Origin of the sequence: Cutibacterium granulosum, assembly GCF_900186975.1 — a bacterium.
Lineage (GTDB): Bacteria > Actinomycetota > Actinomycetes > Propionibacteriales > Propionibacteriaceae > Cutibacterium > Cutibacterium granulosum.
Genome location: NZ_LT906441.1, coordinates 1,512,837 through 1,538,356 on the forward strand (window position 1 = coordinate 1,512,837; position 25,520 = coordinate 1,538,356).

Sequence of the window (25,520 nt, forward strand, 5' to 3'; positions counted from 1 at the left end):
CGGCTACGACAAATCGACTCCGTCGGGCAGCAGCGTGAGCTCTCAACTCGTCGGCCTGCCGCGTCCGCCACGGCGTTCCCTGGGCCTGATCTCCACCTGAACCGGCGTCCCCTCGAATCCGAAGTCCTCACGCAGCCGGCGTTCGATGAAACGCACGTAGCTGTCGTCCATGACACCACTGGTGAACAGGGCGAAGGTCGGTGGACAGTTATGGGCCTGGGTGCCGAAGAGAATACGAGGCTGCTTGCCGCCGCGCACCGGGTGCGGATGGGACGCGGTGAGTCGTCCGAGGAAGGCATTGAGCTTGCCGGTCGACACCCGGGTCTCCCACCCGTGCAGGGCGGTCTTGATGTTCCTGGACAGCTTGTCGACTCCTCTCCCCTTGAGGGCGGAGATGTTGATCCGCGGGGCCCAGGCGAAGGCCTGCACGTCCCGTTCTATCTCGCGTTCCAGGTACCGGCGACGCTCCTCGTCGGTGAGGTCCCACTTGTTGTAGGCGACGACCAGGGCACGCCCGGCTTCCTCGACCATGTTGAGGATGCGCATGTCCTGGTCACTGATCGACTCGGAGGCGTCGATGACGACGATGCACACCTCGGCTCGCTCGATGGCGGTCTGGGTGCGCAGGGAGGCGTAGAACTCGTGACCGGAGGCCTCCTTGACGCGTCTGCGCAGCCCTGCGGTGTCGATGAACCGGTACGGCACTCCCCCGACCGCCACGACCTCGTCCACCGGGTCGACGGTGGTGCCGGACATGTCGGAGACCACCGAGCGGTCCTGACGGGCCAACCGATTGAGCAGCGATGACTTTCCGACGTTGGGTTTGCCCACGATGGCCACCCGGCGTGGACCACCGACCAGGACCGGGGCTGCAGCGCGTTCTGGCAGCACGCCCACCAAGGCGTCGAGCAGATCGCCGGAGCCTCGTCCGTGGATCGCCGAGACCGGATGCGGCTCCCCCAGGCCGAGATTCCACATGGCGGCCGCCTCGATCTCGGTGTGCATGTCGTCAACCTTGTTGGCGGCCAGCACCACCGGTTTGTGGCTACGGCGCAGCACCTGCACCACGGCCTCGTCCTCATCGGTGGTGCCGACGGTGGCGTCGACGACGAGCAGGACGGCATCTGCGGTGGAGATGGCGAGTTCGGCCTGCTCGGCGATCCGGGCCGCCAGGCCGTGGGCGTCCGAGGCCCAACCGCCGGTGTCGACGAGGACGAAATCGTGCCCCGCCCATTCGGCGTCGTAGGAGACCCGGTCACGGGTCACACCAGGGGTGTCCTGCACGACGGCCTCGCGGCGCCCCAGAATTCGGTTGACGAGTGTGGACTTGCCCACATTGGGCCGCCCCACGACGGCGACGACCGGCTTGGGAAGCGCCTCCTCGTCCTGCAAATCAGCTTCCAGGGGCTTGGGGATCGAGGCGTCAGGGGCATCAGCAGCCTGGACAGAGGCGATGGACTCATCTTCGAAGGGCATGTCGTACTCCTGGTCGACGAACAACTGGTTCAATTTACATGATCTCAGTGAGGTTGGCAGCGCTACGCCATGAGGACCGTCGACCCACCTGCTCGGCGAGCGCCATCACCCTGGCAACCACCTCGTCCAGTCCCAACGAGGTGGAATCAATGAGGGTGACCCCCGGGGCCGGCGTCTCGAACTGACTGACGGTGGCGTCGTCCCGGTCGCGACGAACGATCTGGTCGTGTATCTGATTGTGGTCCACGCCCTCGCCCAACTCACGGGCGCGGCGGGCCATCCGCACGGCAGGGTCGGCCACGAGCAGCACCCGCACCTGCGCATCGGGACACACCACAGTGGTGATGTCTCGTCCCTCGACGACGATCCGTCGATCGTTCTGCTCGACGATGTCGCGCATTCGCTCCACGAGTAACACCCGCACCTGTGGGATCGTGGCAACCGCAGAGACCCGGGCGCTGGTACGCGGGTCGCGGATCTCCTCGGTGACGTCCACCTCATCGATGATCAACGTGTCGTGACCAGGCCGGGTGTCCACCTCGATGTCGGCGCTGCCTGCCAGATCGATGACCTTGTCGGGCTCGTCCTGGGGATCGATCCCGGCGTGGGACACGGCGCAGGCCAGTGCGCGATACATGGAACCAGTGTCCAGATGAGCAAGACCCAGCTGGGTGGCGACCATGCGTGAGGTCGACGACTTGCCCGAACCGCTGGGCCCGTCAATTGCAATCACCATTTCACCATTGACACGTGCCATGTGCGCATCTCCTTTCTCGGGGTGAGTTCGCAGGGCCCGGTGAGGGCTGTGGTGTGGCTCGTCACGGCTGCCGCAGATCCGTGCTTGGATCGACACGGTGGAATGCCCGGGGGTCGCGCCCGCGCTCCAGCAGCGCGACCTCCATCTGATCCGCTGGGACCCCAAGATGTGTTGACACCGTACGAACCACCTCGTCCAGTGACTGTTGTCCGGCGAGATCTGATTGCATCTGCGTGGTCCGTGCAGGGTCTGCACCAAGGATCACTGGACCGACGGACTCGCTCACGGTGCCATCGGCGTCGATGGTGAAGATGGCATCGGCTTGACTCGTCGTTCCCAGTTCGGCCAAGGCCATCTGCACTTCGTAGGGTTTGGTCGTCGGATCGGCGAAGGCAGCTCCCAGATGCCGGCCGTACCAGCTGGCCAGGGACTGTGCGTGCACATCGGTGCGGGAGTACAGATATGCCGAGATGTCCGCCTGTCGAATCCCAGCGATGCGAAGCATCTCGATCTCGCTGAACTTGCCCACGGCAGCCATCCCGATGCCACCCAGGATCTCCCCGGTGCGATGCAGTTGCGCGGACACTTGCGGGCCCACGAGGGCGATTCCGCTGGCGCACTGGGCCACTACCAGCGGCAGATGGGGGGCCAGGGCCTCGTGCAGAAAGCGATGACGATCGTCCACCCACTGCTGTGGCGGCATGTACCACGGTGTGCTCATCGGTCCTCCCCATGCAGTTTTTCAGACCCGTGCAGCTCCTCAGACTCGCGCATCTTCTCAGACGTGGTGCGTGACTTCTTCGACGTGTTCTGGTCCAGACCGTCCTCATGGGGGCTATGCGTCTGGCCGGAGGCCCCTTCCTGGTGTTCGCCACCAGAATCCTCGCCACTGGCGAGGGATGACGCATCGTCAGTTGTGTGCTCGAGGTCGGCGGGGTCCTCGCTCGTGGCCGCGTCGGAGGTGGCGTCTGTCGGGTTGGAGGTGTCGTCAGTGGGATGTGTCCGCGGTGTGGCGGCGGTCGTGTCGGTCCCGATGGTGTGTGCGTCCACCAGGTCCTTGAGCCAGCGTCGTACCTGGGTCGTGTCCGGGGTGGTGATCCCACGGGGGTCGATGATGCGCACCTCGGGGACGACGGCATCGGCAAGGCTGGGCACCGGATCGTCGGCAGTTGCAGCGTGAACGGCCTGCAGGGTCATGTGAATCGCTTGGGCCTGGCTCATCGCAGCCAGGTTGGCATTGCTCAGATGGTTCTTGGCAAAGATCATCCCCTTGCCGGCGCAGGCGAAGGAGGCCTCCTCGATGCGTCCACCGGTGACGTCGTAGCTGAAGATGCGGGCGCGATGACGGTCCTCGTCCCATCCGGCGAGGATCGGCGTCACGAGGATTCCACCCGAGGTGGGGGTGTTGGTGACGCGTACCAGATTGGACAGTCGTGCTGCCTGACCATCCAGGGACAGACGATGGCCATCGACCTTCTCGAAATGCTCCACCTCGATGGTGAACAGGCGCATCGTCTCGAAGACGAGACCGCTGGGTCCGGCCATGGCAGTCACGGCGTGACTCGCGGTGGAGCTGATCACCTGGCCGATGTCCTGCTGGGTGATGACGTGTCCCAGGGCGCTGCGCCGATGTGCGGCGATGACGACACCCTGGGTGTACTTCACCGCGACGATGGAGGTGCCGTGACGTCTCATCTCCGGAGCCGAGGAGTCGATGGACGCTGGCGGCCACATCTGAGGAGCCATGCTGCTCAACAGCTCGGCAAACGATGCCGTGTCAGGGGTGAGGTATTCATTGGAGCGTTGGGTGAGCGGTTGCTGGGTCATGCTCCTCCTTGCCAGTCGACGACGTGTCCAGACTATCGGGACGCAGCCCTCACGCCAGATGTGAAGCTGATCTTCCGGAGAGCCGTGACGTATTCGTTTCTCACCCACCCTTGACCACGGCGTGCAACCAGCGCAGTGTGATCGCCCTTGCCCCGAGGTGTCCGGAGGAATGCGTCCAGGTGTCCACTGCGTGACACTTTCATGAGAATCCTTCAGCACAGCGGTGAGCATTTTGGATCGACCACGATGATCACTACGATGGGGACCCGATTCCGCTGGTATCGGACCTTGGAAAGACACGGTGACCATGACGCAGGACACGGGGCAGGCGCGCCCGGACGTACGCGCTGCCATCCTCGCCTCAGCGGCGCAGAACTTTCAGGAGCACGGTTACTCCGGTGCAGATCTGCGCACCATCGCCCGGGACGCTGGCTACACCAAGGGAGCCATCTACTCCAGTTTCGGTTCCAAGCCCGAACTGTTCTGCCAGGTGTGCATGGCTCACTCACGCATCGAACTGGAGTCCATCGCCCAGACCATCGATCAGGTACGTACCAGTGGGAGCTCCGACCCAGTCGGTGACTTCAGCCGTCGTGTCGCGACCTCACTGATGGACGATGTTCCTTGGCAGCTACGTCTCGCAGAGTTTCGTCAGATCTCCAACTCCGATCCCAAGGTCGCCCTGGCCTACCGGGACCTGGTGGTACAGCGGTTTGACGCCATCTGCGAGGCCCTGGCCACCTTCTCGCCATCCATGGGAATCGACGGCGCAGACATGCAGACGATGTCCATCGCCATCCTTGGTCTGGCCAATGCCATGGCCCTGGAGCACTGTGCACTGCCCGACATCGTCACCGAGTCACTGGTGGCAGATGCCATCTGTCGAACTATCAAGGGAATTCTGCAATGACTGAACCGCTCGTACATGCGGTTGGACTGACGGCCTCGGCACGTCAGGGAACGATATTCGGTCCTCTCGACCTCGACCTGTACCCGGGGCAACTGGGTATCGTCCATGGCGATCGGGGATCTGGAAAGTCTGCCCTGTTGCTGTCCTTGACGGCACGGTTCCGGCGGGCCGAGGGCACCTTGTTCATCAACGGCATCAACGCGATAGAAAAACCCTACGAGGCGATGAAGTACACCAGCGTCGCCCGACTCGCCGATTACGTGCAGCCCGAGGATCGTCTCACCATCGACGAGTCGGTGGTGGAGCGGTGCTACATCGACGCGATTTCCGCCCAGCAGGGCAAGGATCGGGTTCGTGAGTTCGAGGAGACCTTGGGCATGACGATCGACCACTCCTGTGAACTCGAGCAGCTCTCGTCGGTGGAACGGGCTGTCGCCTCCGTGTGCCTGGCCATGCTGCGGCCTGCCAAGGTCATCGTCCTGGACGACGCGGATTCCATGGTCCCCCACCGCCATCAGCGTCCACTGTTCGACATCCTGCTCAAACTTGCCCGGCATGAGGATGCCACCATCATCGCTGCGACGATGGATGACGACTCGGTGCCTCCCGAGGCCGTGGATCTCGGTCTTCCGCGATCCAAACGCATGGCGATGGCCCAACCGATCAAGCTCGATCAGCTGCCCCGGTTCAACACCAAACGTCGCGAGGCAGCTGCCCAGCAACCCGGACCCGATGGTTTCGTCCCCAGCAGGTCACGTTCCGATGAACCCGCGTCCTACACCGCTGGTGAGGAGAAACAGGAATCCAGCTCGGGCTCCGCCCCGGATCCAGGCGAGGACTCAGACGGTGCGTCCACCCTTGGTGACGTCTTTCGCCATGACGACGACAGTTCCGCACACGACAACGAGGAGTGACAGTTCATGTTGATCAACTTGGCCAAGCTTCTCAAATATGAGTTCCGCCGATTCAAGGGACGCTCCCGTCTGGCGCTGTTCTTCGTGCTCATCATTCCGCTGCTCTACGGCGGGGTGTACCTGCACGCCAACTGGGATCTCTACGCCAACACCGACGATGTGCCCATCGCGGTGGTCAATCTTGACGAGCCGACCACCTTCGGGGACAAGACGGTTGACGGTGGTAACCAGCTGGAGAGCCAATTGAAGAGCCGTCCCCTCTTCGACTGGCGCTTCATGGGCACCGACTCCCAGGCTGCCGTTGATGGCCTGCGCGCCGGTGACTACTACATGGTCATCACCATCCCCAAGGACTTCTCCAAGAACCTTGTCAGCGCCGGAGACTACAAACCGGCTCGCGCCACCCTGCAGCTGCGTCGCGACGATGCCAATGGCTTCATCATCGGCCTGCTCACCTCCCAGGTGGAGACCTCGTTGGGCAAGGCCTTGGACGAGTCCGTCACCCAGACGTACTTCGAGTCGGTCTTCGGCAACCTGCAGAAGATCAAGGATTCCCTGGGCAATGCCTCCGATGGTGCCAAGAAGGTCTCCGACGGCAACAAGTCCGTCAACGACGCCGTCACCCTCATGAACACCAAGATGCTCGACGCGACGAAGTCCTTGGGAGAAGGCCAGGAATCCGTCAATCGCGTCAACTCCGCCCTCAACGACGCCGACTCGGCATCGAGCAAGCTCACCCAGGCCGTCGGTCAGGCCAGGAATGGGAGTACGACGATTGCCGCCGCTGCGCAGGACGTCGGTGAGGACGCCCAGGTCGTCAATGCCCAGACCGGTCAACTCATCGATCAGATCAACAACAACCTGCCAGCTCTGCAGCAACAGGCGAAGCATCTGGTGACTGCCACCGGGAAACTCGAGAATCCCAACGGTCCCACTGTCACGACGATCAACAGCAATGTCTCCGGTGCCCGCGACGCGTCGACCCAGCTGCTTTCCACCCACCCGGAACTTGCCAATGACGCGCACTACATCGAGCTCGTCAAGAACCTCTCCGGGGCTGCCAGTGCGACGACGACCGTCTCGTCGAATGTCGCCGCCGTCGTCAACGCTTCCGCCGGGCTCAATCTGAGCCTTGACCAGTCCACGGCCAACCAGGCGGCACAGAACGCCAAGTCTGCCTTGGATCGCCTCAACCGCGACGTCGACAAGGCCAATGCGGGAACCGATCAGCTCAAGGCCTCCATGGCAACCGCCGAGTCCGGCGCCAAGGACATGGACTCCGCGGTGCACAAGGCCACCCAATCAGGTCGCGAGGCGACCGAGAAGATGCCCAAGGTGGTCTCGGGCGTCGTGCAACTGTCCAACGGACTGGGTCAGCTCAAGAAGGGCACCGACACCCTCACCACCGGTGCCAGCCAGTTGTCCACGGGACTGCAGGACGGCTACAAGAAGATGCCGAGCCTGAGCCCCACCCAGACCGAGACCATGTCGAAGGTCATGAGCACTCCAGTGGACGTCGAGCAGACGGTCGACCATCCGGCCAAGTACTACGGACGAGGCCTGGCGCCGATGTTCTTCTCCATCGCCATGTGGATCTCCGCGATCTCGACATTCCTCGTGCTGCGCACCATCTCCGGACGCGCCCAGGCTGGACGTGCCTCGTCGGTACGCCTGCTCATGATGGGATTCGGCCCAGCTGCCACCGTCTGTCTGGTGGGAGCACTCATCATGATCTTCGGTGTGTGGCTGGTTCTTGGACTGGATCCAGTGCACCCGTGGCTGCTCCTGTTGTTCGTGACGGTGACGTCGTTGGCCTGGATGGCGATGGCACACGTCCTGCGACTCATCATGGGTAGTCCGCAGACGGCGGTGTTCCTCATTCTCCTCGTGCTGCAGCTGCCCACCTGTGGTGGCACCTTCCCGGTGACCATGTTGCCGACCTTCTACGAGCACCTGGCGGTGTTCATGCCGATGAAGTACTCGGTGGACGCCTTCCGATACCTCATCTCCGACGGTCCGCTGCACTACTTCGTCACGGGTATCACGGTCCAAGCAGTCCTGCTCGCCATCAGTCTGTTCTGCATCGCCTGGCTGGGACACCGACACAAGAGGTTCCGGATGCGAGACCTGCACCCGCCGATGGTCACCTCCAACTCCAGTGGTGATTTTGCCTTCTCAGTTCACCCGAGGTGAGGGGCCTCAGGGTTTCCCGGTGCACCGCTGCCGTGCTGGTGCACCGGGAGTGAGTCCGACGCGTCCTGGGTGACCCGGATGACTCAGATCATCGCCGGACACGGCTGAGGGGCCGGGCAGGACGAGGATCTTGCCGGGATGCCCACCGTCAGTCGTGGGTCTGGGTGTCACGCCCGGGCCCAGCAGGATCGTGACACCCTGTGCGTCAGTCACTCGGCACGGGAATCCTCGGCATGGTGATCTTTGGTCTGGGGATTCTCGTCCTGGGGATCCGTCAGGTTACGGGGATCCGGCAGATGGATGGGTCGCGGGCCGTGGTAGTCGGGGCCGTACGCTCCGGGTGCCGGGCGTCGCTTGCGGATCGGTGCCTGCACGCCGGGAGCGAGGCGACGGGCGATGACGAGGAACCCGGTGTGTCCCGTCGTCCCGTGTGCCGGGCGGATCGCCAATCCCTCGGCGTGCCACGGGCGAGTGGTGGTCTCGGTGGCTTCCGGTTCGGTCCAGCCGCCCTCGGCACGCAAGGTCTCCATCACTCGCCCCATCTGGGTGGTCGTCGCCACGTAGCAGCACAGCAGGCCGCCGGGTACGAGCACTCGCCCCACTGCGTCGATGCACTCCCACGGGGCGAGCATGTCGAGGATCGCCCGGTCGATGGGTTCCGGATCGATGTCGGTGACGAGATCTGCCACCTCGAGGCTCCACGTGTCCGGTGTCGTCCCGAAGAAGTTCTCGACATTGCGAGCTGCCACCTGGGCGAACTCGCCACGCCGTTCGTAGGAGTGCAGCCTGCCGGTCGGACCAATGGCACGCAGCAGTGGGATGGAGAGTCCGCCGGACCCCACCCCCGCCTCCAACACCCGTGCCCCGGCGAAGACATCTGCCCACATGACGATCTGGGCAGCTTCCTTGGGGTAGATGATGGCTGCTTCACGCGGCATGGACACGGTGAACTCGCTCAACGTGGGGCGCAGGGCCAGGAACTCCAGCCCGCCCACCGACGAGACGACGACCCCCTGCGGTCCCCCGATGAGGTCATCGTGACGCACGGCTCCCTTGGTGGTGTGGAAGATCCCGCCAGCCTTGAGGACGATGGAATGACGACGCCCCTTGTTGTCGGTGAGGGTGATCCGCTCCCCCTCACGCAGCACCCCGCCGCCCCCCGAGGCCAAGGGCACGGGCTGTTCCTGGGCCAGGTTCCAGAGCTTGACGAGATCGCTGGTGCGCAGACCGGACAGATCATGGCGATGAACACGTCGTGGTGCCGGGCCAGGGGTGGCTGCCCCGTCGACGACGAGGGTGACGGCACCAGCCGCGGCCGCGGCAGCAGCCCCGGTGGCCGAATCCTCGACGACGAGGCAGTCGGTGGCCGCCACCCCCAGCGCGGCAGCAGCGTCCAGGTAGGGACGGGGATGGGGTTTGGCCGTCTCGTGGTCCACGTCGTCGGCAGTGATGACAGCGCCGAACCAGTCGGGGTCGACGTGGTCGAGGATGGGCTGGACCGTACTGCGCAGTGCGCTGGTGGCGATGGCCATCGGCACCCCTGCCTCGTGCAGGTCGGCCAGCAGCTGCGGGACGCCGGGCATCCACGGAACGTCCTGTTCCCTGTTGAGCTGCGCAACGATGGCGACGAACTCGGTCAGCACATCCTGCGCGCTCATCCCGTTGTCGATGATCCGAGCCATCTCCTGGCAGACCTCGATGACCGGCCGTCCGGTGAAATTGTGGGAGTCCTCACCCCAGGACGTGCCGTAGCGCGCCAACAGGGTGTCCTCTGCCTGCGCCCACCGAGGTTCGGTGTTGACGAGGGTGCCATCGAAATCCCACAGGACGGCGGCGAACATGTGCATGGAGCGGCTCCGGAGTCTGGACGGATCGGGTTGTCAGGAGCTGTCGAGGGCCACCTCGACGAGCGTCCACGACTCTACCGGTACGAGGGGAACATGGCATAGGCTGTGCACCATGCCGTCTTCACAGTCATCTGGTCCGTGGATCGTCGTCGGATTCTCAGGCTGGAACGACGCTGGAGGCGCCTCCTTCGATGCCGTCATGAACATCGTCGACCGCTACCACCTCATGCCATCGGTGGAACTGGACTGCGAGGACTACTACGACTACCAGATCCTGCGTCCCGTACGACGGGTGACGGATTCCGAGGCCACCATCACATGGCCGACGACCACCCTGTGGCAGGGACTCGACGAGGAGCAGCCCGTGGTGTGCGTCACCGGCCCCGAGCCCAATCTTCGTTGGCGACGGTACTGCGCCGACCTCATCGAGAAGTTCGCGCGGCTCGACCCGGCCGGTGTCGTCGTGCTCGGTGCGATGATCTCCGACGTCCCCCACACCCGCCCGCTGCCGGTGTCGGGGACGGTGAGTGATGCGCAGATGGCATCGCGGCTGGGAATTGACGAGGTGGACTACGAGGGGCCGGTCGGGCTGCCTTCCGTCCTCGTGGAGGAGGTACGTAAGTCTGGCACGGACGCCATGGGTCTGTGGGCGTTCGTGCCCCAGTACGCCTTCGAACCGCCCTGCCCTCCTGCCGTGCTTGCCCTGCTGCTGCGCGTCGAGGAACTCACCGGTCTGGCCCTGGTGTCCGAGGAATTGCGTGCGCAATCCCAGCAGTGGGTCGAGGAGGTCTCCCAGGAGGCCACCCAGACCGAGGGGCTGCCCGAGTACATTCGCGACATGGAGCAGGAGCAGGACGCCGACCTGCCCGAAGGGCTCACCGGAGACGTCCTTGCCGTGGAGTTCCAGTCGTACCTGCGCAATCGTAGGAAGGACGATCCTCCCCGAGGTGAGGGGTCTGGTCCAGAGGCGTGAGGCCCACGAGGCGCGTCACCAGGTCGTGCAACACCCTGCCCGCTCCCAGCCGGCAGGGCCTCGAGAGCCGTCAGGCCGTGGCACGAGTGGCGAGGTTCCGCAATCGCTGCACCGCTTCATCGGGTGCCTCCGCCCGGTAGACGGCCGATCCTGCGACGAAGGTGTCGGCACCAGCCTGTGCCGCGCGGGCAATCGTCCGTGGCGAGACTCCCCCGTCGACCTGCAGCCAGATGTCCTTGCCAGTGCGGTCGATGAGCTCCCGGGTCCGACGAATCTTGGGCAGGACGCAGTCCAGGAATGACTGACCGCCGAATCCGGGTTCGACCGTCATGAGCAGCACCTGGTCGAACTCGTCGAGGAAGTCTGCGATCTGCTCCACCGGGGTGGCCGGTTTCAGGGCGACGGCGGCCCGTCCACCGCGGGAGCGAATCTCGCGGGCCAGACGAATCGGTGCCTTGGCCGCCTCCAGATGGAAGGTGACGGTCTGGGCACCGGCATCGACATATCCCGGCGCCCACACGTCGGGATCCTCAATCATGAGATGCGCGTCGAACGGCAGGTCGCTCACCTTGCGCAGCGCCTCGACCATCGGCACACCCATGGTGAGATTCGGCACGAAATGGTTGTCCATGACGTCGATGTGGACGCCGTCGGCGGACTCGATGCGTCCCACCTCCCGGCCCATGTCGGCGAAATCGGCATTGAGAATGCTCGGGGTGATGCGCACAGTCATGACCCCAGCCTAGAGGATCGGTGCTGATTCACAGATCTCTGGCCACGGCCTCGATGTGACCTCCCAGACAGCCCGTCACGGCCGTCAGGACGTTCTACGCAGGACTGCGCAGAACATGGCATCGGTACCATGCCGGTGCGGCCACAGCTGGACGAACCTGCCGTCCGGGCCGGTGGCACAGTCGGGCACGCCGGCCATGAGACTCGGGGTGTCCAAGGCCTCCACCGGTTCGTGCCGGAGCGCCTGGCAGACGACTTCGGTGGTTTCGCGATGATGTGGTGAGCAGGTGACGTATCCGATGACGCCGCCCGGCCTGGCCAGTGCTATGGCATGGTGCAGGAGGTCCTGTTGCAGCGGCACGAGGGTGTCGAGGTCGCGTTCCCGCCAGCGCGACTCGGGACGGCGGCGCAGCGCTCCCAGGCCGGAGCACGGCACGTCGGTCATGACGGCGGCACACACTCCGGGTCGCACGGGTGGATGGGTGCCGTCGGCGACGAGGACGGCATGATCCCCGGGGATCGGGGCCAGAGCATTGGCAACCAGTCGGGCACGGTGCGGGTGCAGCTCACCGGCAGCGAAGAAACGATGGTGCTCGGCGGCCAGTCCGGCCAACAGTGCTGCCTTGCCTCCGGGGCCAGCACAGATGTCGACCCACGGCCCATCGACATCGCAGGTGTCGGCCAGGGCAGTTGCCACCAGTTGGGATCCTTCGTCCTGCACGCCGGCTCGTCCGTCGGCGACTGCCGGCACCTCGCGTGGATTTCCGGCGCGGTGCCCGCCGAATCGGGAGTACTCACACGCGCTCGCCCCCTGGGCGAGCAGTTCGTCGACCGTGGCGAGTCCGGGCCGCACGACGAGGGTGGGGGTCGCGGCGATGTTGTCGGCCATGAGGGCACGGCGCACCTCGCCGGAGCCCGCTGCACAGCCGGCCGCGAGATTCTCGGAATCGAGCGATTCGTCACCATCCAGCAGCTCTGCGTACTCCGTCACGATCCATCGGGGGTGCAAGGTGGCGATGGCAAGCTGTTCGACCGGATCGTCGGGGGCAATGATCTCGGCCCACTCGGGAAGGCCGTGCAGGGAGATCTTGCGGGCCACGGCATTGACCAGTCCAGTGACCCGCTCCCCGATGACGTGGGCGGCAAGATCCACCGAGGTGCCGACAGCGGCGTGCGTGGGCACCCGCATCTGCAGGATCTGGTGGCAGGCCATCCGTAGGACGACGCGCACCCCAGGCTGCAATGTGCTGGCAGGACGTCCACCTGCAGCAGTGATGATGCGGTCCCAACTCCCGGTGCCGCGGGCCGTACCGTCCACCAGTTCTGTGGCGAAGGCGGCATCGCGCCCGGTGAGTGCGCTCATCCGTAGCTGCTCGGACAGGGCGAGGTTGGCATAGGCACCGCGCGTCTCGGTGGCCAACAGAGCCGTGTAGGCGACGCGACGCACCGGGTCGCAGCGGCGACGACGCCTGGAATGCGACCGCGAACTCATGACAGCACCTTGCCATTCGGGTGTGCGCCACGTGCCCAGTCGGCACCGCGCATCGCCTTCTTGCCGAATGCCTGGACCTCCATGAGCCGCAGGACCCCCTCCCCCGTGCCCAGGTACAGGTTGTTCTTCGTGGCATGAAGCTCACCGGGGGCAAGGTCTGAGTCCAGATCTGTCTCGTGGTCGCGTGCTGGATCGACGAGGCAGGTGCGCAGGATCTTGAAGCGTCTGCCATCCAGCAGTCCCCACGCCCCGGGGGCCGGGGACGTGCCACGGATGAGACGATCCAGGGTGCGAGCCGGCAGCGACGGGTCGACACGGGCCTCCTGTGGGGTGATCTTGGCGGCATGGGTGAAGCCCTGCTCCGGTTGCGGGGTGGGGTCGATGCCATCGGCCATGCGGTCCAAGGCCGTCGTGATGAGACCAGTGGTGTCGGCGGCAAGACGTTCCAGAAGCTCACCGGAGGTCTCCGTGGGTCCAATCGTGGTCGTCATCGACGCATGAACCGCCCCCGCGTCGAGCTCGGGAACCAGTTGGAAGACGCAGGCTCCGGTCCGCTCATCACCTGCCATGATGGCTCGTTGGACCGGGGCGGCACCACGCCAGCGCGGCAACAGTGAGAAGTGCAGGTTGATCCAGCCGTGCTCGGGGATCTTGAGAAGATCGGCCGGGACGAGCCCACCGTAGGCGACGACCACGGCGGCATTCACGTCGAGACTGGCCACCTCGTCATGGCCGGCCCCCGTGCGTACCGAGGCAGCCTTGATGGTGCGAATCCCCCGTCGGTGCGCCAGGGCGGCCACCGGTGAGGGGCGCGCAGTACGGTGCCGGCCCACGGCGGCGTCCGGGCGGGTGAGCACGGCCACCACGTCGTGGCGGGGGTCGTCGTCCAGTGCCGCCAGCGCTGGGCAGGCGATCTCGGGTGTTCCAGCAAAGAGCAGTTTCACAATCTCCAACCTATCCATCATTGCGTCGATGGCGTGGTGCTCCAGCGGTGAGGGGTCGGATTCGGTGCCTCCGTGGGGCAGGTGAGCAGACGTTGTGCTGAGCCGTGCACGGGGAGAGCTCCCTGGCGTTGTCCCAAAGTTGTGGGCAGCGCCGTGCCAGTCGTGCATGGGGGATCTCATATCTCGGTGGCGCCATCCATGCGGATGCGCAGGGTCCCCTCGGCACGAATCATGGTGTGCTGGGCACGTAAGTGGGCAAGGATGGTGGCCAGAGAGGCTGTCTCACTGGCCGGGGTGCGCACGATCGCCTGGAGACGGGGCTCGTCGTCATCGTGTCGGTTCGGGATCGGTACCGGCCCCAGCACGTCGACATGTGCCGGTGTTCCGGTGACTGCCGTTGCATCGCTGGATGCGGCGCACAACTGCTCGACGGCGGCCCGCACGGCCTGGTCCGAGCCACTGATGATGGCGGCGCACGTGGCTGGGGGGAAACCCGCCTCCCGACGGTCGGCAAGCTCCTGTCGGGCCCAACCGACCGGGTCATTGCGAATGAGTGCCTGCACGGCGCGGTCCCCCGTCGGGCCCACCAGCACCACCCGTCCCCCCTCCGGGGCGCCCCGCACCAGGGAGACGACGTGGAACCACCGATCCACGGTCTGCTCGACGCTGGTGAGCCCGGGCCGTTCCAGGGCCGAGGTGGCGTCCAGCACCACGGCAGCGGCATACCCGGACTCCGAGCGTGGCTCTGCCCCTGGGGTGCACACCACGAGGACGGGCTGCGTTCCAATCGTCGTGGTGACGTGATCGGACGAGGAGTCGACGACCGTCGTGTCGGGGAAGGCCTGTCCCAGTTGTTCGGCAGTGGTGCTGGCACCCACCAGACCGGATCGGATCGTCGTGGCGCCACAGGTGGCGCACGACCAGTCCGTCTGCTTCTGCCCGCACCACTGGCAGGTGAGCTCGGTGCCGTCGGTGGTGCGACGCGCGTGCATCGGCCCGCCGCACGAGGAACAGACGATGGGTGTACGGCAGCGGTCACAGGACGGACGCACCAGGTCTCCGGTGCGAGCAACCTGAACCAGGACCGGTCCCTGAGCGAGCCCAGCACGAATGGTCTGCAGGGCAAGGTCGGGGATGCGTACCGAGGTCGCCAGGGGGTCACGGGCGAGGGCGACATCGGAATCGCCAGGTACCCGAACGGGCGCGCACACCCGACGTTCCGTCCCGCGATCCGCCTGGATGAGGGCGAGCCACCTCGATTCCAGCCAGCGGGCCACCGGCACCGAGCAACCGTGGTCAGCCAGCAGGAGCGCAGCGTGCTCGGTGTGGGCACGTAGTGCCGCCACGTCCCGAGTGTTGGGATACGGGGCACGTTGTTCGTCGTGGACGTCCGATCCCTCGTCCCACACACAGATGACACCAAGATCTCGTAGTGGAGCCATGACGGCCGAACGTGTTCCGACGACGATCCGCGCCTGGCCGCGTAGCACTGCCAGATAGTTGCGCCACCGAGCGGCAGTGGACTGCTCGGCATGAAGTCTGGCCACCGTCCCTGGCCCCAGCTGGGATTCCAGGGTTTCGGCGAGTTCATCGACCTCCTCAACAGTGGGAGCGCAGCACAAGGCAGTACGGCCGCTGACCACGGCTGCCGACACGGCTTGACACAGTCCCAGTGTCCAGGAACCCAGTGCGAGCTCATCGGCTGGTCCACTCACCGGTGTCACCCGCCAGAAGCCACGTGGGGACTCCCCGGCTCGCACCTGGGTGAGGAACTGGGCTCCCCGTTCGATGGCAGCCATCCCCGAGGTTTCCCGCGTGGCGACCGGCCGAGGCTCGGCAGATCCGGTCACATGGGGTCCTGTTGCGACAGGATCATGCGCACCGGGTCCCGTTGTGGTGAGTTGGGGGCTGTCGGGGGCAGGAACGTCGGATTCGAGTGGTCGGGGCTGTGGCCACTCGGGCGGGGTGGCGGCCTCGGTGCGGGCATGACGGGTGGGAATCGCCCAGCGTAGGACGTCCTCCAGGGTTCCGGCATAGTGGTCGGCCACTGCGCGTGCCAGTCGCAGTTGCTCGACAGTCGTGACCGGCTGGGCCGAGACCACCTTCTCCAGATTCGCCAGCTGCATCCCCGCGATGTGGTCATGGTCGACGGCGAGCACGATTGCGTCACACAGGCGTCCGGCCAGTCGTACGCGCACCCGTACCCCGACACTCACCTGCTCCACGAGGTCATCAGGCACCAGGTAGTCGAATGGCCGATCAAGATGGGCCAGCCCCGAGGCAACGCAGACGTGCGCCACCCACTGCTCGTCAGGAATCACCAGCTCCTCGTCCGAGGTCATCTGTTCGCTCACCCCAGGCGCACGTATTTCAGCTCGAGGTATTCACTGAGTCCTTCGTGAGAGCCCTCTCGTCCAATCCCGGACTCCTTCACCCCGCCGAACGGTGCAGCCGGGTCAGAGGCCACCCCGACGTTGACGGCGACCATTCCGGAATCGAGTCCGCGCACCACGTGACGCACCTGGTCCAGATCCTGGCCGGCGACATAGGCCATGAGTCCGAACTGTGTGTCATTGGCCAGGGCAAGCATCTCGTCGACGTCGTCACAGACGATGATGGGCGCCACTGGTCCGAAGATTTCCTCATGGCACACCCGGGAATCGGCAGGAACGTCCTTGAGCACAGTCGCTGGGTAGAAGAACCCCTCCCGGTCCGGGATCGTGCCTCCCGTGAGGACCGTTGCACCTCGCGACACCGCGTCGTCGACGAGTTCAGCGCACCTGGTCACAGCGTCGGGGTCGATGAGCGGGCCCAGCGTGGTTGCCGCGGAACAACCGTCACCGAGAACCAGTTTCTCGGCCTGCGCCACGAAGGCATGGATGAATTCATCAGCCACGTCCGAATGGACGTAAATCCGGTTTGCAGCAGTGCACGCCTCACCATTGTTGCGGAATTTTCCAGCCATGGCGGCGGTGACTGCGGTGGGGATGTCGGCGCTGTCCAGGACGAGGAACGGAGCATTGCCACCCAGCTCCATCGAGGTGCGCAGCACATGCTCACTGGCCCGGGAGAGCAGGTCACGTCCCACCTGGGTGGAACCGGTGAACGACATCTTGCGCAACCTGTGATCGCTCATGAGATGGTTGGAGAACTCCGAGGAGCTCGTCGGTACCACACAGTTGACGACCCCATCGGGGACACCGGCATCCCGCAGGATCTCCATGAGCAGCAGTGCGGTCAGTGGTGTCGCCGATGCGGGCTTGAGGACGACGGGACAGCCTGCTGCGAGGGCTGGGGCGATCTTTCGAGTGCCCATCGACAGGGGGAAGTTCCACGGTGTGATGAGCAGACACGGTCCCACTGGCTGGAAGGTGACGATCATGTCCTGCCCCACCGAACCAGGCGCCGGGCGGGCGCGTCCCGGGCCACGTACCGCCTCCTCGGAGAACCAGCGCAGGAACTCCGCGCCATAGGTGACCTCGCCATAGGACTCGGCCAGCGGCTTGCCCATCTCCAGGGTCATGGTGAGGGCCAGGTCATCAGCTCGTTCGTGGCACAACTCGTAGGCACGACGCAATGTCTCCGAGCGACGTCGTGGGGTGGACTCAGCCCATGCAGGCCCGGCAGCGCAGGCAGCCGTCAGGGCAGCGTCCCCACTGGTCTGCGGGTCTGCGGCGGACACGGTGAGGAGGTCCTCGCCAGTGGCTGGGTTGACAACGTGCATATGTGGTTCACCATCAATGAAGTGACCATTGATGAATGAGCTTCGTGGTAAACGGGAGATGAGATCATCAACGACCTGTGGGGCGACGGGAAGCTCGATGGTCATGGCAAGCCTTTCCGGGGAGTCGACTGCGTCCTCTCCACCCTAGCCAGCTTCGGGCCGGGGACTACTCATTCCTCCGGCAGCCATACTCTCCTGTGCCCCTCTGCGTGATCACGCTCAGTCGTCGGAGGCTTTGGAACTCATCCGCTGCAGGGCGATGACGATCTGTGCGCAGGCCTGGGCGTCGGAACCGGCGTGGTGATGATCTAGGTCGAAGTTCGGATTGCAGGCATGTACGACGGTGGGCAGTTTGTAGTTGGGCAGCCCGGGAACCATGCGCTTGGCGGTCCGGTAGGAGCAGTAGAACCGTCGTGGCAGGGTCGAGGTGTCGAAGAACTCGTCCAGCTGCGCCCAGACGCCGCGGTCAAATGCGGCGTTGTGGGCATACACCGGCACGTCTGCCACGAAATCGCGTACCTGGTCTGCGATGGCTGGCCAGCTCGGTGCATCACGTACCTCGTCCGGGCCGATACCGTGCAGGTAGGTGAACTCGAAGTGGTCCCACCCACTCGGCGGTTTGATGAGGGTGTCCAGCTCCTCGGTGACGACCCCGTCCGTAACGCGGACCAAGGCTATCTGACAGGCCGACACACCGCTCAGTCGGTTCGCGGTCTCGAAGTCCATCGCGACGAAGGGCGACTCGGCCAGCTCGCTGTCCGGTGGAATCAGCAGGGTGGACGGTGTGGTACGACGTGTCATGATCGCAAGACTACGACGGACGGCATGGGGGCGCCATGTCGTGAGTCAGTGCGGTTCCGACATGGCGCCCTGCAGATTCGGCTGCCTCGAAGGCCTCCCGGATCACTTCACGGCAGCGAGCAGGTCATCGACGCGATTGGTCTGCTCCCATGTGACTCCCGGCAGGGCGCGGCCGAAGTGTCCCCCGGCGACGAGTTGGCTGTAGATCGGGTGCAACAGGTCCAGGTCGCGCACGATGGCTGCTGGACGCAGGTCGAACACGGCGAGCACCGCCTTCTCGATGACGGACTCGGGCACCTTGTTGGTACCGAAGGTGTCGATGCGGAACCCGACCGGTTGCGCCTTGCCGATGGCATAAGCCACCTGGCACTCAGCGCGATCGGCAAGTCCAGCGGACACGACGTTCTTGGCCACCCAGCGCATGGCGTAGCAGGCCGAACGATCCACCTTGGAGGGGTCCTTGCCCGAGAAGGCACCGCCGCCGTGTCGAGCCATACCACCATAGGTGTCGACGATGATCTTGCGCCCGGTGAGTCCGATGTCACCCATCGGTCCACCGATGACGAATTTCCCGGTGGGATTGACGAGTACCTTCATGTCGTCGGTGGCCAGGTCGTAGCGATCCAGCACAGGAGTGATGACGTGCTCGACGAGGTCAGGGGTCATCTGCCCCTCGATGTCGACGCCGTCCTCGTGCTGGCTGGACACGACGACCGTGTCAATTCCCACCGGACGGTTGTGCTCGTCGTACTGGGCCGTGACCTGGGTCTTGCCGTCGGGCCACAGATAGTCCAAGGTGCCGTTCTTGCGTACCTCGGTGAGTCGCAGCGACAGGGCATGGGCCACATCGATCGGCAGAGGCATGAGCGCGGCGGTCTCGTTGCTGGCATAGCCGAACATGAGGCCCTGGTCGCCGGCTCCCTGGGCATCCAGGGGATCAGTCGACCCGTGCCGTACCTCCCAGGAGTTGTTGACGCCCTGAGCGATGTCCGGACTCTGGTTGTCCAGGGCGACATTGACCCCGCAGGAGGCGCCGTCGAAGGCCTTGCGAGAGGAGTCGTAGCCGATCTCGACGATCGTCTGACGGGCAATGCTGGAGATGTCGGCGTAGGCCTCTGTGGTGACCTCACCACAGACCATGACCTGACCGGTGGCCACCAGCGTCTCCACGGCGACGTGGCTGGTGGGATCCTGGGCCAACATCTCATCAAGGATCCGGTCGGAGATCGCATCGGCGATCTTGTCCGGATGGCCCTCCGTCACCGATTCCGAGGTGAACAGTGTTCGAGTGGACATTCTGGTCTCCTGACCGCGCGGCGAAGAGCCGCGCATCATGGCCCACCACTGGTGGGCCGGTTTCATTGGGCCAGCAGCTGGTGGATCTCGTCGACGATGGCAGCAGCTGCCCTCGCCTTGGAGCCCACGACTCGTCGCCCTGGCCCCTGCTGGTGGACCACGGTGATGTCTGTGTCGGACGATCCGAAGACTCGTCCTGCCGAGACGTCGTTGACGATGAGGACGTCGCATCCCTTGCGGTGCAGCTTTGCGTCTGCAAGGTGCAGCAACTGCTCCCGATCGTCGGTGGTCTCGGCGGCAAACCCCACGACGACTCGTCCGGGCACCGGATCGGCGCAGATCTGGGCGAGCACGTCGGGGGTCTGGTGCAGCTCGAGGGTCATCGACTCCCCCACATGGTCGGTGCCCTCGTGCTTCTTGATCTTGGTGGTGGCCGGGGCCGCAGCGAAATCGGCTGCTGCGGCCGCCATGACGATGGCGTCTGCCTGTCGAGCTCGTTGCGTCATGGCCTGGCAGAGGTCCTCGGTGGTGTCGACCGTCACGACCTCGACGCTGGAGGGCAGCTGAGCCTGGGTGTGGGCAGCAACGACGGTGACCTTCGCACCGCGAGCTGCAGCATTGGTCGCGATGGCGAACCCCATACGCCCCGATGAGAGGTTGCCGATGTATCGCACCGGGTCGATGGGTTCACGTGTGCCCCCGGCGGAGACGAGGATCGTCCAGCCAGCAAGGTCCTGGGCACTCATCGGCTCGGCACATTCGGGATCGTCGAGAAGGCTCTGGGCCAGCCAGACGATCTCGTCGGGCTCGGGCATGCGCCCCGGACCGGAATCGCGACCGGTCAGGCGGCCCCGAGCCGGCTCCTTGACGACGATGCCGTGCCTGCGGGCAGCAGCGGCATTCTCCTGGGTTGCGGGATTGAGCCACATGGCAGTGTGCATCGCTGGCACGAGGAGCTTGGGCGCCCGGGAGGCCAGGATCGTCGTGGTGAGCAGGTCGTCCCCCCTACCCTGGGCTATCCGGGAGAGCAGATCGGCAGTCGTCGGCGCGACGAGTATCAGATCGGCCTGTTCACCCAGACGTACGTGTTCGACGCCGGGGACGTCATCGAAGACCCCACTGTGCACCGAGTGACCGGACAGGGCCTCCCACGTGGGTCGGCCGACGAATTCCAAGGCACTGTCGGTGGGAATCACATGAACGTCATGGCCATTCTCGGCCAGACGCCGAACGATCTGACACACCTTGTAGGCGGCGATTCCGCCGCCCACGCCTACTGCTACAACGGCCATGACGCACTTCCCGTATCAGTGTGGGATCGGCCCGAACCAAGCTGGCCGACCAGGAGGATCGCACCGGTGGATGCTCCTGGTGAACCAGACCATCAGGTAATCCCCTCCGATGGTCAGTCGGAGCTTTCCGACTCGGTTGACGACGACTCGGGATCGGCAGCCTCGTCGGTCTCGGCGAGCATCGACTTGAGCAGGTCCTCGGTGCTCATCTCCGCCTGGCGATCCATCTCGGCCTGTTCCTCCGCAGTGATCTCATGGGTCTGGATCACACCGTCCTGGATCTCACGCATGGCGATGGACAGCGGTTTCTCCTGATTGTCGGTCTCCACGAGGGGGCCGACGTTCTCCAGCAGCCCCTCGGCCAGCTGGGAGTAGTAGGCGTTGATCTGACGGGCCCGCTTGGACGCAAAGAGCACCAGACGGTACTTGGAGTCGACGTGCTCCATGAGCTGGTCGATCGGCGGGTAGGTGATGCCCTCGGAGTTGGTCTCAGACAAGGAAGGTCCTCCTGGATGTGGTCACAGACCAAGCAAGTCTACCAAACGTTCAACAGCCAGGTCGACCTCGTCATTGACGACCACGGCGTCGAACTCGTCGGCCGATGCCAGTTCGGTACGTGCCGTGGCCAGACGTCGTTCCTGCTGCTCGGGGGACTCGGTGCCGCGGCCGACGAGACGGTGCACCAACTCGTCCCAGGATGGCGGTGCCAGGAAGATGCGGGTGGCGGTGGGCAGGGACTCACGTACCTGACGTGCCCCCTGCAGGTCGATCTCCAGGATGACGACTCTGCCGGCACTCACGGCGTCGAGCACGGGTTTGCGAGGTGTTCCGTATCGGTGAACACCATGGACCGTGGCCCACTCCAGCAGGCCGTCGGAGGAGACGAGATCGTCGAACTGCTCATCGGTGACGAAGTCGTACTGCACCCCGTCCACCTCATGGGGACGCGGTGGTCTGGTCGTGGTGGATCGTGACACCATCAGGTCGGGATGACGACGCAGCAGCTCGGCAACCACGGTTCCCTTGCCCACGGCAGTGGGTCCGGAGATCACGGCAACGTGCACCGGACCATCCTGTGTCAGGCCACGTGGTTGGGGAATCTGTGGTGTGGGGTTGGCGCCATCAAGCATGACGGTCACCTTACGCCATGATCCCCGTTACGCCATGACCCTCTTACGTCATGATCTCGCGTGTCGTGATCGCCCCGCGACTGTCTTTCGATGACGGCCCGGGGCTGGGGAAGGAGTTAGGAAATCAGTGCCGTGCGGGATCGAACTCGGCACGTAGATCGTCGAGCTGATGACGCCCCAGTCCTCGAATGCGCCTGTTTGGTGCGATGTCGAGACGTTCCATGATCTCGGCGGCACGTTTGTCCCCCACCCGGGGCATGCATTTCAGCAGGTCGACCACCTTGATGTGTGACAGGGTGTCGTCTGCCAGTGCTTCGTCAAGGCCCTCGGAGAGCGTGATCTGCCCAGAACGCACCTTCGTCTTGAGTTCGGCGCGTGCTCGACGTGCTTGGGTGGCACGATCGCGGGCAGCGCTGAGCTGCTCGGGGGTCAAGGTTGGAATGGACACGATCGCTCCCATCTACGCCACATGGTCACTGTCCAGTAAGACAACTGTTCTCTCTGGGACTTGATTGGTCACAGATTATCGAAACGCGATGGGGATGTGAGTGAAAGCATCCAAATTGTGATCATTTTGCGATCTTTCCGGCACCGGTCATGGCGGGATGCGAAATGAGCGACCCGGACGAGGAATCGTCACGAATCGCTCATGGATCACATGGGTCCGAGGCGGCAGCTCTCGAGAAACCCGGGATCACTCCGCTGCCGGATCTGAGGGATGATCGTCCGCTGCCTCGACAAGGTCGACGTCTTCGTCCGTCGGTGGTTGCGTTGCAGCCTCGATGGGCTCGGTAGTGGCTGGCTCGGTGGGGCCCTGCGGGTCATGGTCTGCCGCAGCCCCCGGAGCCGTCCGATCCGTGGTGACGCAGTCTGGTTGTGTCTCAGGCTCCGCGGCGGTGTCCGCCGCCTCATCGGGATCCTGCGAGTCGGCCTGCGGCGATGCCATCTCGAAGGGTCCATGCTCGGCGATTCCGGTGAGCAGGCCATTGAGGAAGGCAGGGGTGTCATCGGTGGAGAACTCCCCACCCAATTCCACGGCCTCGGAAATTGCCGTGGGATTGGGGACGTCGGTGAAGAGGATCTCGTAGGCCCCCACGAGCGCGAGCACCCGATCCACCCGTGGCATGCGTCGCAGCGTCCAGCCAGGTGCCAGGCATTCCGACACGGCGGCATCCAACTCGGTGCGGTGGGTGGACACTCCCTCGACCAGTTCGGCTGCGAAGGGACGGACCGGGTTGTCGATCACCGTGGGGCGCAGCGCCAAGACGGTGACCGGGTCCGTCCCCATCGTGTCAGCCTCGAAGAGGATGTCGAGTGCCTGCTTGCGGGCCTTGGACCGGGTCGACAGAGCAGCGTGTTGCTGGATGTCACCGCTGATACGCTGCACCTCGAGGTCACCGATCTGTTCAACCGGCGCCTCGGTGGTGTGATCGTGCTCGCTCACTTGTCGGAGACGCGACCGAGGTAGTCGCCGTTTCGGGTGTCCACCTTGACCGTCTCACCAGTGGTGATGAACAGCGGCACCTGGATCTCACGGCCGGTCTCCAGCGTGGCAGGTTTGGTGCCACCGGTGGAGCGATCTCCCTGCAGGCCCGGCTCGGTGTACTCCACCTTGAGCTCGACGGAGGCCGGCAGGTCGATGTACAGCGGGTTGCCCTCGTTCAGGGCGACCGTGGCGTTCTGGTTCTCGAGCATGAAGTCCTTGGCATCCCCGACGACCTCGGTCGGGATGGGCAGCTGGTCGAAGCTGGTGACGTCCATGAAGATGAAGGAGTCGCCGTCCTGGTACAGGTACTGCATCTCGCGTCGATCCACCTCGGCCGATTCGATCTTGGTGTCGGAGTTGAAGGTGCGGTCCACGGTCTTGCCGCTGAGCACGTGCTTGAGCTTGGTGCGCACGACGGTGTTGCCCTTGCCCGGTTTGTGGTGCTGGAACCAGATGACCGTCCAGAGCTGACCGTCCAGGTTCAGCACGGTGCCGTTCTTGATGTCATTGGTGGAGATGACCACAGGTGAAACCTTTCGTACCGGAGGATTGCCGGGCACAACCCATACCCGCAAACCCTATCCCATCGGCGTTGCTGCATGCGAGCTGCAGTGTCGGCTGGCATCGAAACCCGAGATCTGGCGGCAGAAGTGGCCTTGCTCCGGAAAGATCCAAACCACCGCGACAGAAAACCACGAGTGAAGATTGAGCAAAGAACAGGTGACGTGCCGGCATTGCCCATCCATGTCGGAAGTTGTGGGCACTAGGCTGATGTACATGACCGAATCCTTGCCTGATCCGATTCTGACTGGTAGCCAGCACAGCCTGCGTGAGTTCATCGATCAGGTGCACGACGCCGGGTACGTCGTGCGTTCCGACACCCATGGTGATGATCCGGAACTCATCGCTCCCGACGGCTCCGCGGTGGAGACCTGGCACGAGGACTACCCGTACCCCGAACTCATGGATCGCATGGAGTACGAGGAGCAGAAACGCCTGCTGCAGATCGAACTGCTCAAGTTCCAGTACTCGATCGAGGACTCCGGGGACAAGCACCTCATCATCTTCGAGGGTCGGGACGCGGCCGGCAAGGGAGGCTGCATCAAGCGGTTCACCGAACACCTCAACCCGCGGGCCTGCCGCACTGTCGCCCTGGCCAAGCCGTCGGACCGAGAGCAGGGCCAGTGGTACTTCCAGCGCTACATCCAGCACCTGCCCACTGCCGGCGAGATCGTCCTGTTCGATCGGTCGTGGTACAACCGCTCCGGGGTCGAGCGGGTCATGGGATTCTGCACCCCTGAGCAGCATCGTCAGTTCCTGCGCCAGGTGCCGCAGTTGGAGGCCATGCTCATCGAGTCGGGGATCCACGTGACGAAGTTCTGGTTCTCCGTCACTCGTCAGGAACAGCGCACGAGGTTCGCCATTCGTCAGTTGGATCCGGTACGACGCTGGAAACTCTCCCCGATGGATCTTGAGTCCTTGGGACGGTGGGACGACTACACCCTCGCCAAGGAGGAGACCTTCCAAGCCACGGACACCGACGAGGCCCCGTGGATCACCATTCGCTCCAACGACAAGAAGCGTGCCCGGCTCAACGCCATGCGTCACTTCCTCTCCCAGATCGACTACGACGGCAAGAACGCCGAGGTGATCGGCGAACCCGACCCACTCATCGTCAAGCGCGCGCGCGACACGATCGGGGACTGAGGATGCCTGCCAGTCATCG

General features: G+C 64.5%; 24 protein-coding genes. 5 read left to right on the forward strand and 19 right to left on the reverse strand.

What is annotated here, in order from left to right; translation table 11 throughout:
- Positions 1-42: 42 nt before the first annotated feature.
- The 4 genes from der to CKV91_RS06485 all read right to left on the reverse strand — a co-directional run bounded on the left by der (position 43) and on the right by CKV91_RS06485 (position 4,060).
- Positions 43-1,476, reverse strand: a complete 1,434-nt coding sequence (gene der / locus CKV91_RS06470) for a ribosome biogenesis GTPase Der (protein WP_081659064.1) — start codon at positions 1,474-1,476, stop codon at positions 43-45.
- Between the two features lie 34 nt (positions 1,477-1,510).
- Complete coding sequence (gene cmk / locus CKV91_RS06475; protein ID WP_231933854.1) at positions 1,511-2,158, reverse strand: (d)CMP kinase; 648 nt, start codon at positions 2,156-2,158, stop codon at positions 1,511-1,513.
- A 136-nt stretch (positions 2,159-2,294) separates the two neighbouring features.
- The gene (gene prcA / locus CKV91_RS06480; RefSeq protein ID WP_021105565.1) at positions 2,295-2,954 is read right to left on the reverse strand and encodes a proteasome subunit alpha; all 660 of its coding nucleotides are present in this window, start codon (positions 2,952-2,954) and stop codon (positions 2,295-2,297) included.
- Positions 2,951-4,060: a 20S proteasome beta-type subunit gene (locus tag CKV91_RS06485; RefSeq protein ID WP_021105566.1), complete on the reverse strand. Its 1,110-nt coding sequence runs from the start codon at positions 4,058-4,060 to the stop codon at positions 2,951-2,953. Before CKV91_RS06485 ends, prcA begins: the two co-directional genes overlap by 4 nt.
- A 307-nt stretch (positions 4,061-4,367) precedes the next feature.
- Between CKV91_RS06485 and CKV91_RS06490 the strand changes: the two genes are divergently transcribed.
- From CKV91_RS06490 to CKV91_RS06500, 3 genes are read left to right on the forward strand one after another with little or no spacing between them, the layout of a single operon-like run.
- A complete protein-coding gene (locus CKV91_RS06490) occupies positions 4,368-4,970 on the forward strand; it encodes a TetR/AcrR family transcriptional regulator (RefSeq protein WP_036957361.1) in 603 nt (200 codons plus the stop codon).
- On the forward strand, positions 4,967-5,884 hold the full coding sequence (locus CKV91_RS06495; protein WP_021103315.1) for an ATP-binding cassette domain-containing protein: 918 nt from the start codon (positions 4,967-4,969) through the stop codon (positions 5,882-5,884). Before CKV91_RS06490 ends, CKV91_RS06495 begins: the two co-directional genes overlap by 4 nt.
- Positions 5,885-5,890: 6 nt before the next feature.
- Positions 5,891-8,077 (forward strand): YhgE/Pip domain-containing protein, encoded by a 2,187-nt coding sequence (locus tag CKV91_RS06500; protein ID WP_021103316.1) that lies wholly within the window; start codon positions 5,891-5,893, stop codon positions 8,075-8,077.
- Between the two features lie 6 nt (positions 8,078-8,083).
- Here CKV91_RS06500 and CKV91_RS06505 read toward each other — a convergent pair whose 3' ends face one another.
- Together CKV91_RS06505 and CKV91_RS06510 are read right to left on the reverse strand one after the other, a co-directional pair.
- The gene (locus CKV91_RS06505; protein ID WP_065860671.1) at positions 8,084-8,290 is read right to left on the reverse strand and encodes a hypothetical protein; all 207 of its coding nucleotides are present in this window, start codon (positions 8,288-8,290) and stop codon (positions 8,084-8,086) included.
- Positions 8,287-9,924: an HAD-IA family hydrolase gene (locus tag CKV91_RS06510; protein ID WP_065860670.1), complete on the reverse strand. Its 1,638-nt coding sequence runs from the start codon at positions 9,922-9,924 to the stop codon at positions 8,287-8,289. The genes CKV91_RS06505 and CKV91_RS06510 overlap by 4 nt, the downstream gene beginning before the upstream one ends.
- Positions 9,925-10,036: 112 nt before the next feature.
- Between CKV91_RS06510 and CKV91_RS06515 the strand changes: the two genes are divergently transcribed.
- Positions 10,037-10,897, forward strand: a complete 861-nt coding sequence (locus CKV91_RS06515) for a proteasome assembly chaperone family protein (protein ID WP_021103318.1) — start codon at positions 10,037-10,039, stop codon at positions 10,895-10,897.
- A gap of 70 nt (positions 10,898-10,967) precedes the next feature.
- Here CKV91_RS06515 and rpe read toward each other — a convergent pair whose 3' ends face one another.
- The 13 genes from rpe to efp all read right to left on the reverse strand — a co-directional run bounded on the left by rpe (position 10,968) and on the right by efp (position 24,318).
- On the reverse strand, positions 10,968-11,630 hold the full coding sequence (gene rpe / locus CKV91_RS06520) for a ribulose-phosphate 3-epimerase (RefSeq protein ID WP_021103319.1): 663 nt from the start codon (positions 11,628-11,630) through the stop codon (positions 10,968-10,970).
- 84 nt (positions 11,631-11,714) lie between these two features.
- The gene (locus CKV91_RS06525; protein ID WP_021105569.1) at positions 11,715-13,121 is read right to left on the reverse strand and encodes an RsmB/NOP family class I SAM-dependent RNA methyltransferase; all 1,407 of its coding nucleotides are present in this window, start codon (positions 13,119-13,121) and stop codon (positions 11,715-11,717) included.
- Positions 13,118-14,065 carry a methionyl-tRNA formyltransferase gene (gene fmt, locus CKV91_RS06530; RefSeq protein WP_065860669.1) on the reverse strand — a complete coding sequence of 316 codons (948 nt, stop codon included), beginning with the start codon at positions 14,063-14,065 and terminating at the stop codon, positions 13,118-13,120. Before fmt ends, CKV91_RS06525 begins: the two co-directional genes overlap by 4 nt.
- Before the next feature lie 176 nt (positions 14,066-14,241).
- Positions 14,242-16,419 (reverse strand): primosomal protein N' family DNA-binding protein, encoded by a 2,178-nt coding sequence (locus tag CKV91_RS10140; RefSeq protein WP_021105571.1) that lies wholly within the window; start codon positions 16,417-16,419, stop codon positions 14,242-14,244.
- Positions 16,416-17,894, reverse strand: coding sequence for an NAD-dependent succinate-semialdehyde dehydrogenase (locus tag CKV91_RS06540; RefSeq protein ID WP_036957398.1), 1,479 nt, complete (start codon positions 17,892-17,894; stop codon positions 16,416-16,418). The genes CKV91_RS10140 and CKV91_RS06540 overlap by 4 nt, the downstream gene beginning before the upstream one ends.
- 114 nt (positions 17,895-18,008) lie before the next feature.
- A complete protein-coding gene (locus tag CKV91_RS06545; protein WP_021105573.1) occupies positions 18,009-18,590 on the reverse strand; it encodes a 3'-5' exonuclease in 582 nt (193 codons plus the stop codon).
- Positions 18,591-18,692: 102 nt separating this feature from the next.
- Positions 18,693-19,886 (reverse strand): methionine adenosyltransferase, encoded by a 1,194-nt coding sequence (metK, locus tag CKV91_RS06550; RefSeq protein WP_021105574.1) that lies wholly within the window; start codon positions 19,884-19,886, stop codon positions 18,693-18,695.
- A gap of 62 nt (positions 19,887-19,948) precedes the next feature.
- Entirely contained in the window at positions 19,949-21,178 is a 1,230-nt protein-coding gene (gene coaBC / locus CKV91_RS06555) for a bifunctional phosphopantothenoylcysteine decarboxylase/phosphopantothenate--cysteine ligase CoaBC (protein ID WP_036957402.1), read from the reverse strand.
- A 113-nt stretch (positions 21,179-21,291) separates the two neighbouring features.
- Positions 21,292-21,675 (reverse strand): DNA-directed RNA polymerase subunit omega, encoded by a 384-nt coding sequence (gene rpoZ / locus CKV91_RS06560; protein WP_021103327.1) that lies wholly within the window; start codon positions 21,673-21,675, stop codon positions 21,292-21,294.
- A gap of 21 nt (positions 21,676-21,696) precedes the next feature.
- Entirely contained in the window at positions 21,697-22,308 is a 612-nt protein-coding gene (gene gmk / locus CKV91_RS06565) for a guanylate kinase (protein ID WP_021103328.1), read from the reverse strand.
- 124 nt (positions 22,309-22,432) lie between these two features.
- Positions 22,433-22,768 carry an integration host factor, actinobacterial type gene (mihF, locus tag CKV91_RS06570; RefSeq protein ID WP_036957403.1) on the reverse strand — a complete coding sequence of 112 codons (336 nt, stop codon included), beginning with the start codon at positions 22,766-22,768 and terminating at the stop codon, positions 22,433-22,435.
- 234 nt (positions 22,769-23,002) lie between these two features.
- A complete protein-coding gene (nusB, locus tag CKV91_RS06575) occupies positions 23,003-23,752 on the reverse strand; it encodes a transcription antitermination factor NusB (protein WP_021105576.1) in 750 nt (249 codons plus the stop codon).
- On the reverse strand, positions 23,749-24,318 hold the full coding sequence (gene efp / locus CKV91_RS06580; RefSeq protein WP_021103331.1) for an elongation factor P: 570 nt from the start codon (positions 24,316-24,318) through the stop codon (positions 23,749-23,751). The genes nusB and efp overlap by 4 nt, the downstream gene beginning before the upstream one ends.
- A gap of 247 nt (positions 24,319-24,565) precedes the next feature.
- Here efp and ppk2 point away from each other — a divergent pair, with 247 nt between their 5' ends.
- Positions 24,566-25,501, forward strand: coding sequence for a polyphosphate kinase 2 (gene ppk2 / locus CKV91_RS06585; RefSeq protein ID WP_021103332.1), 936 nt, complete (start codon positions 24,566-24,568; stop codon positions 25,499-25,501).
- Positions 25,502-25,520: the final 19 nt, after the last annotated feature.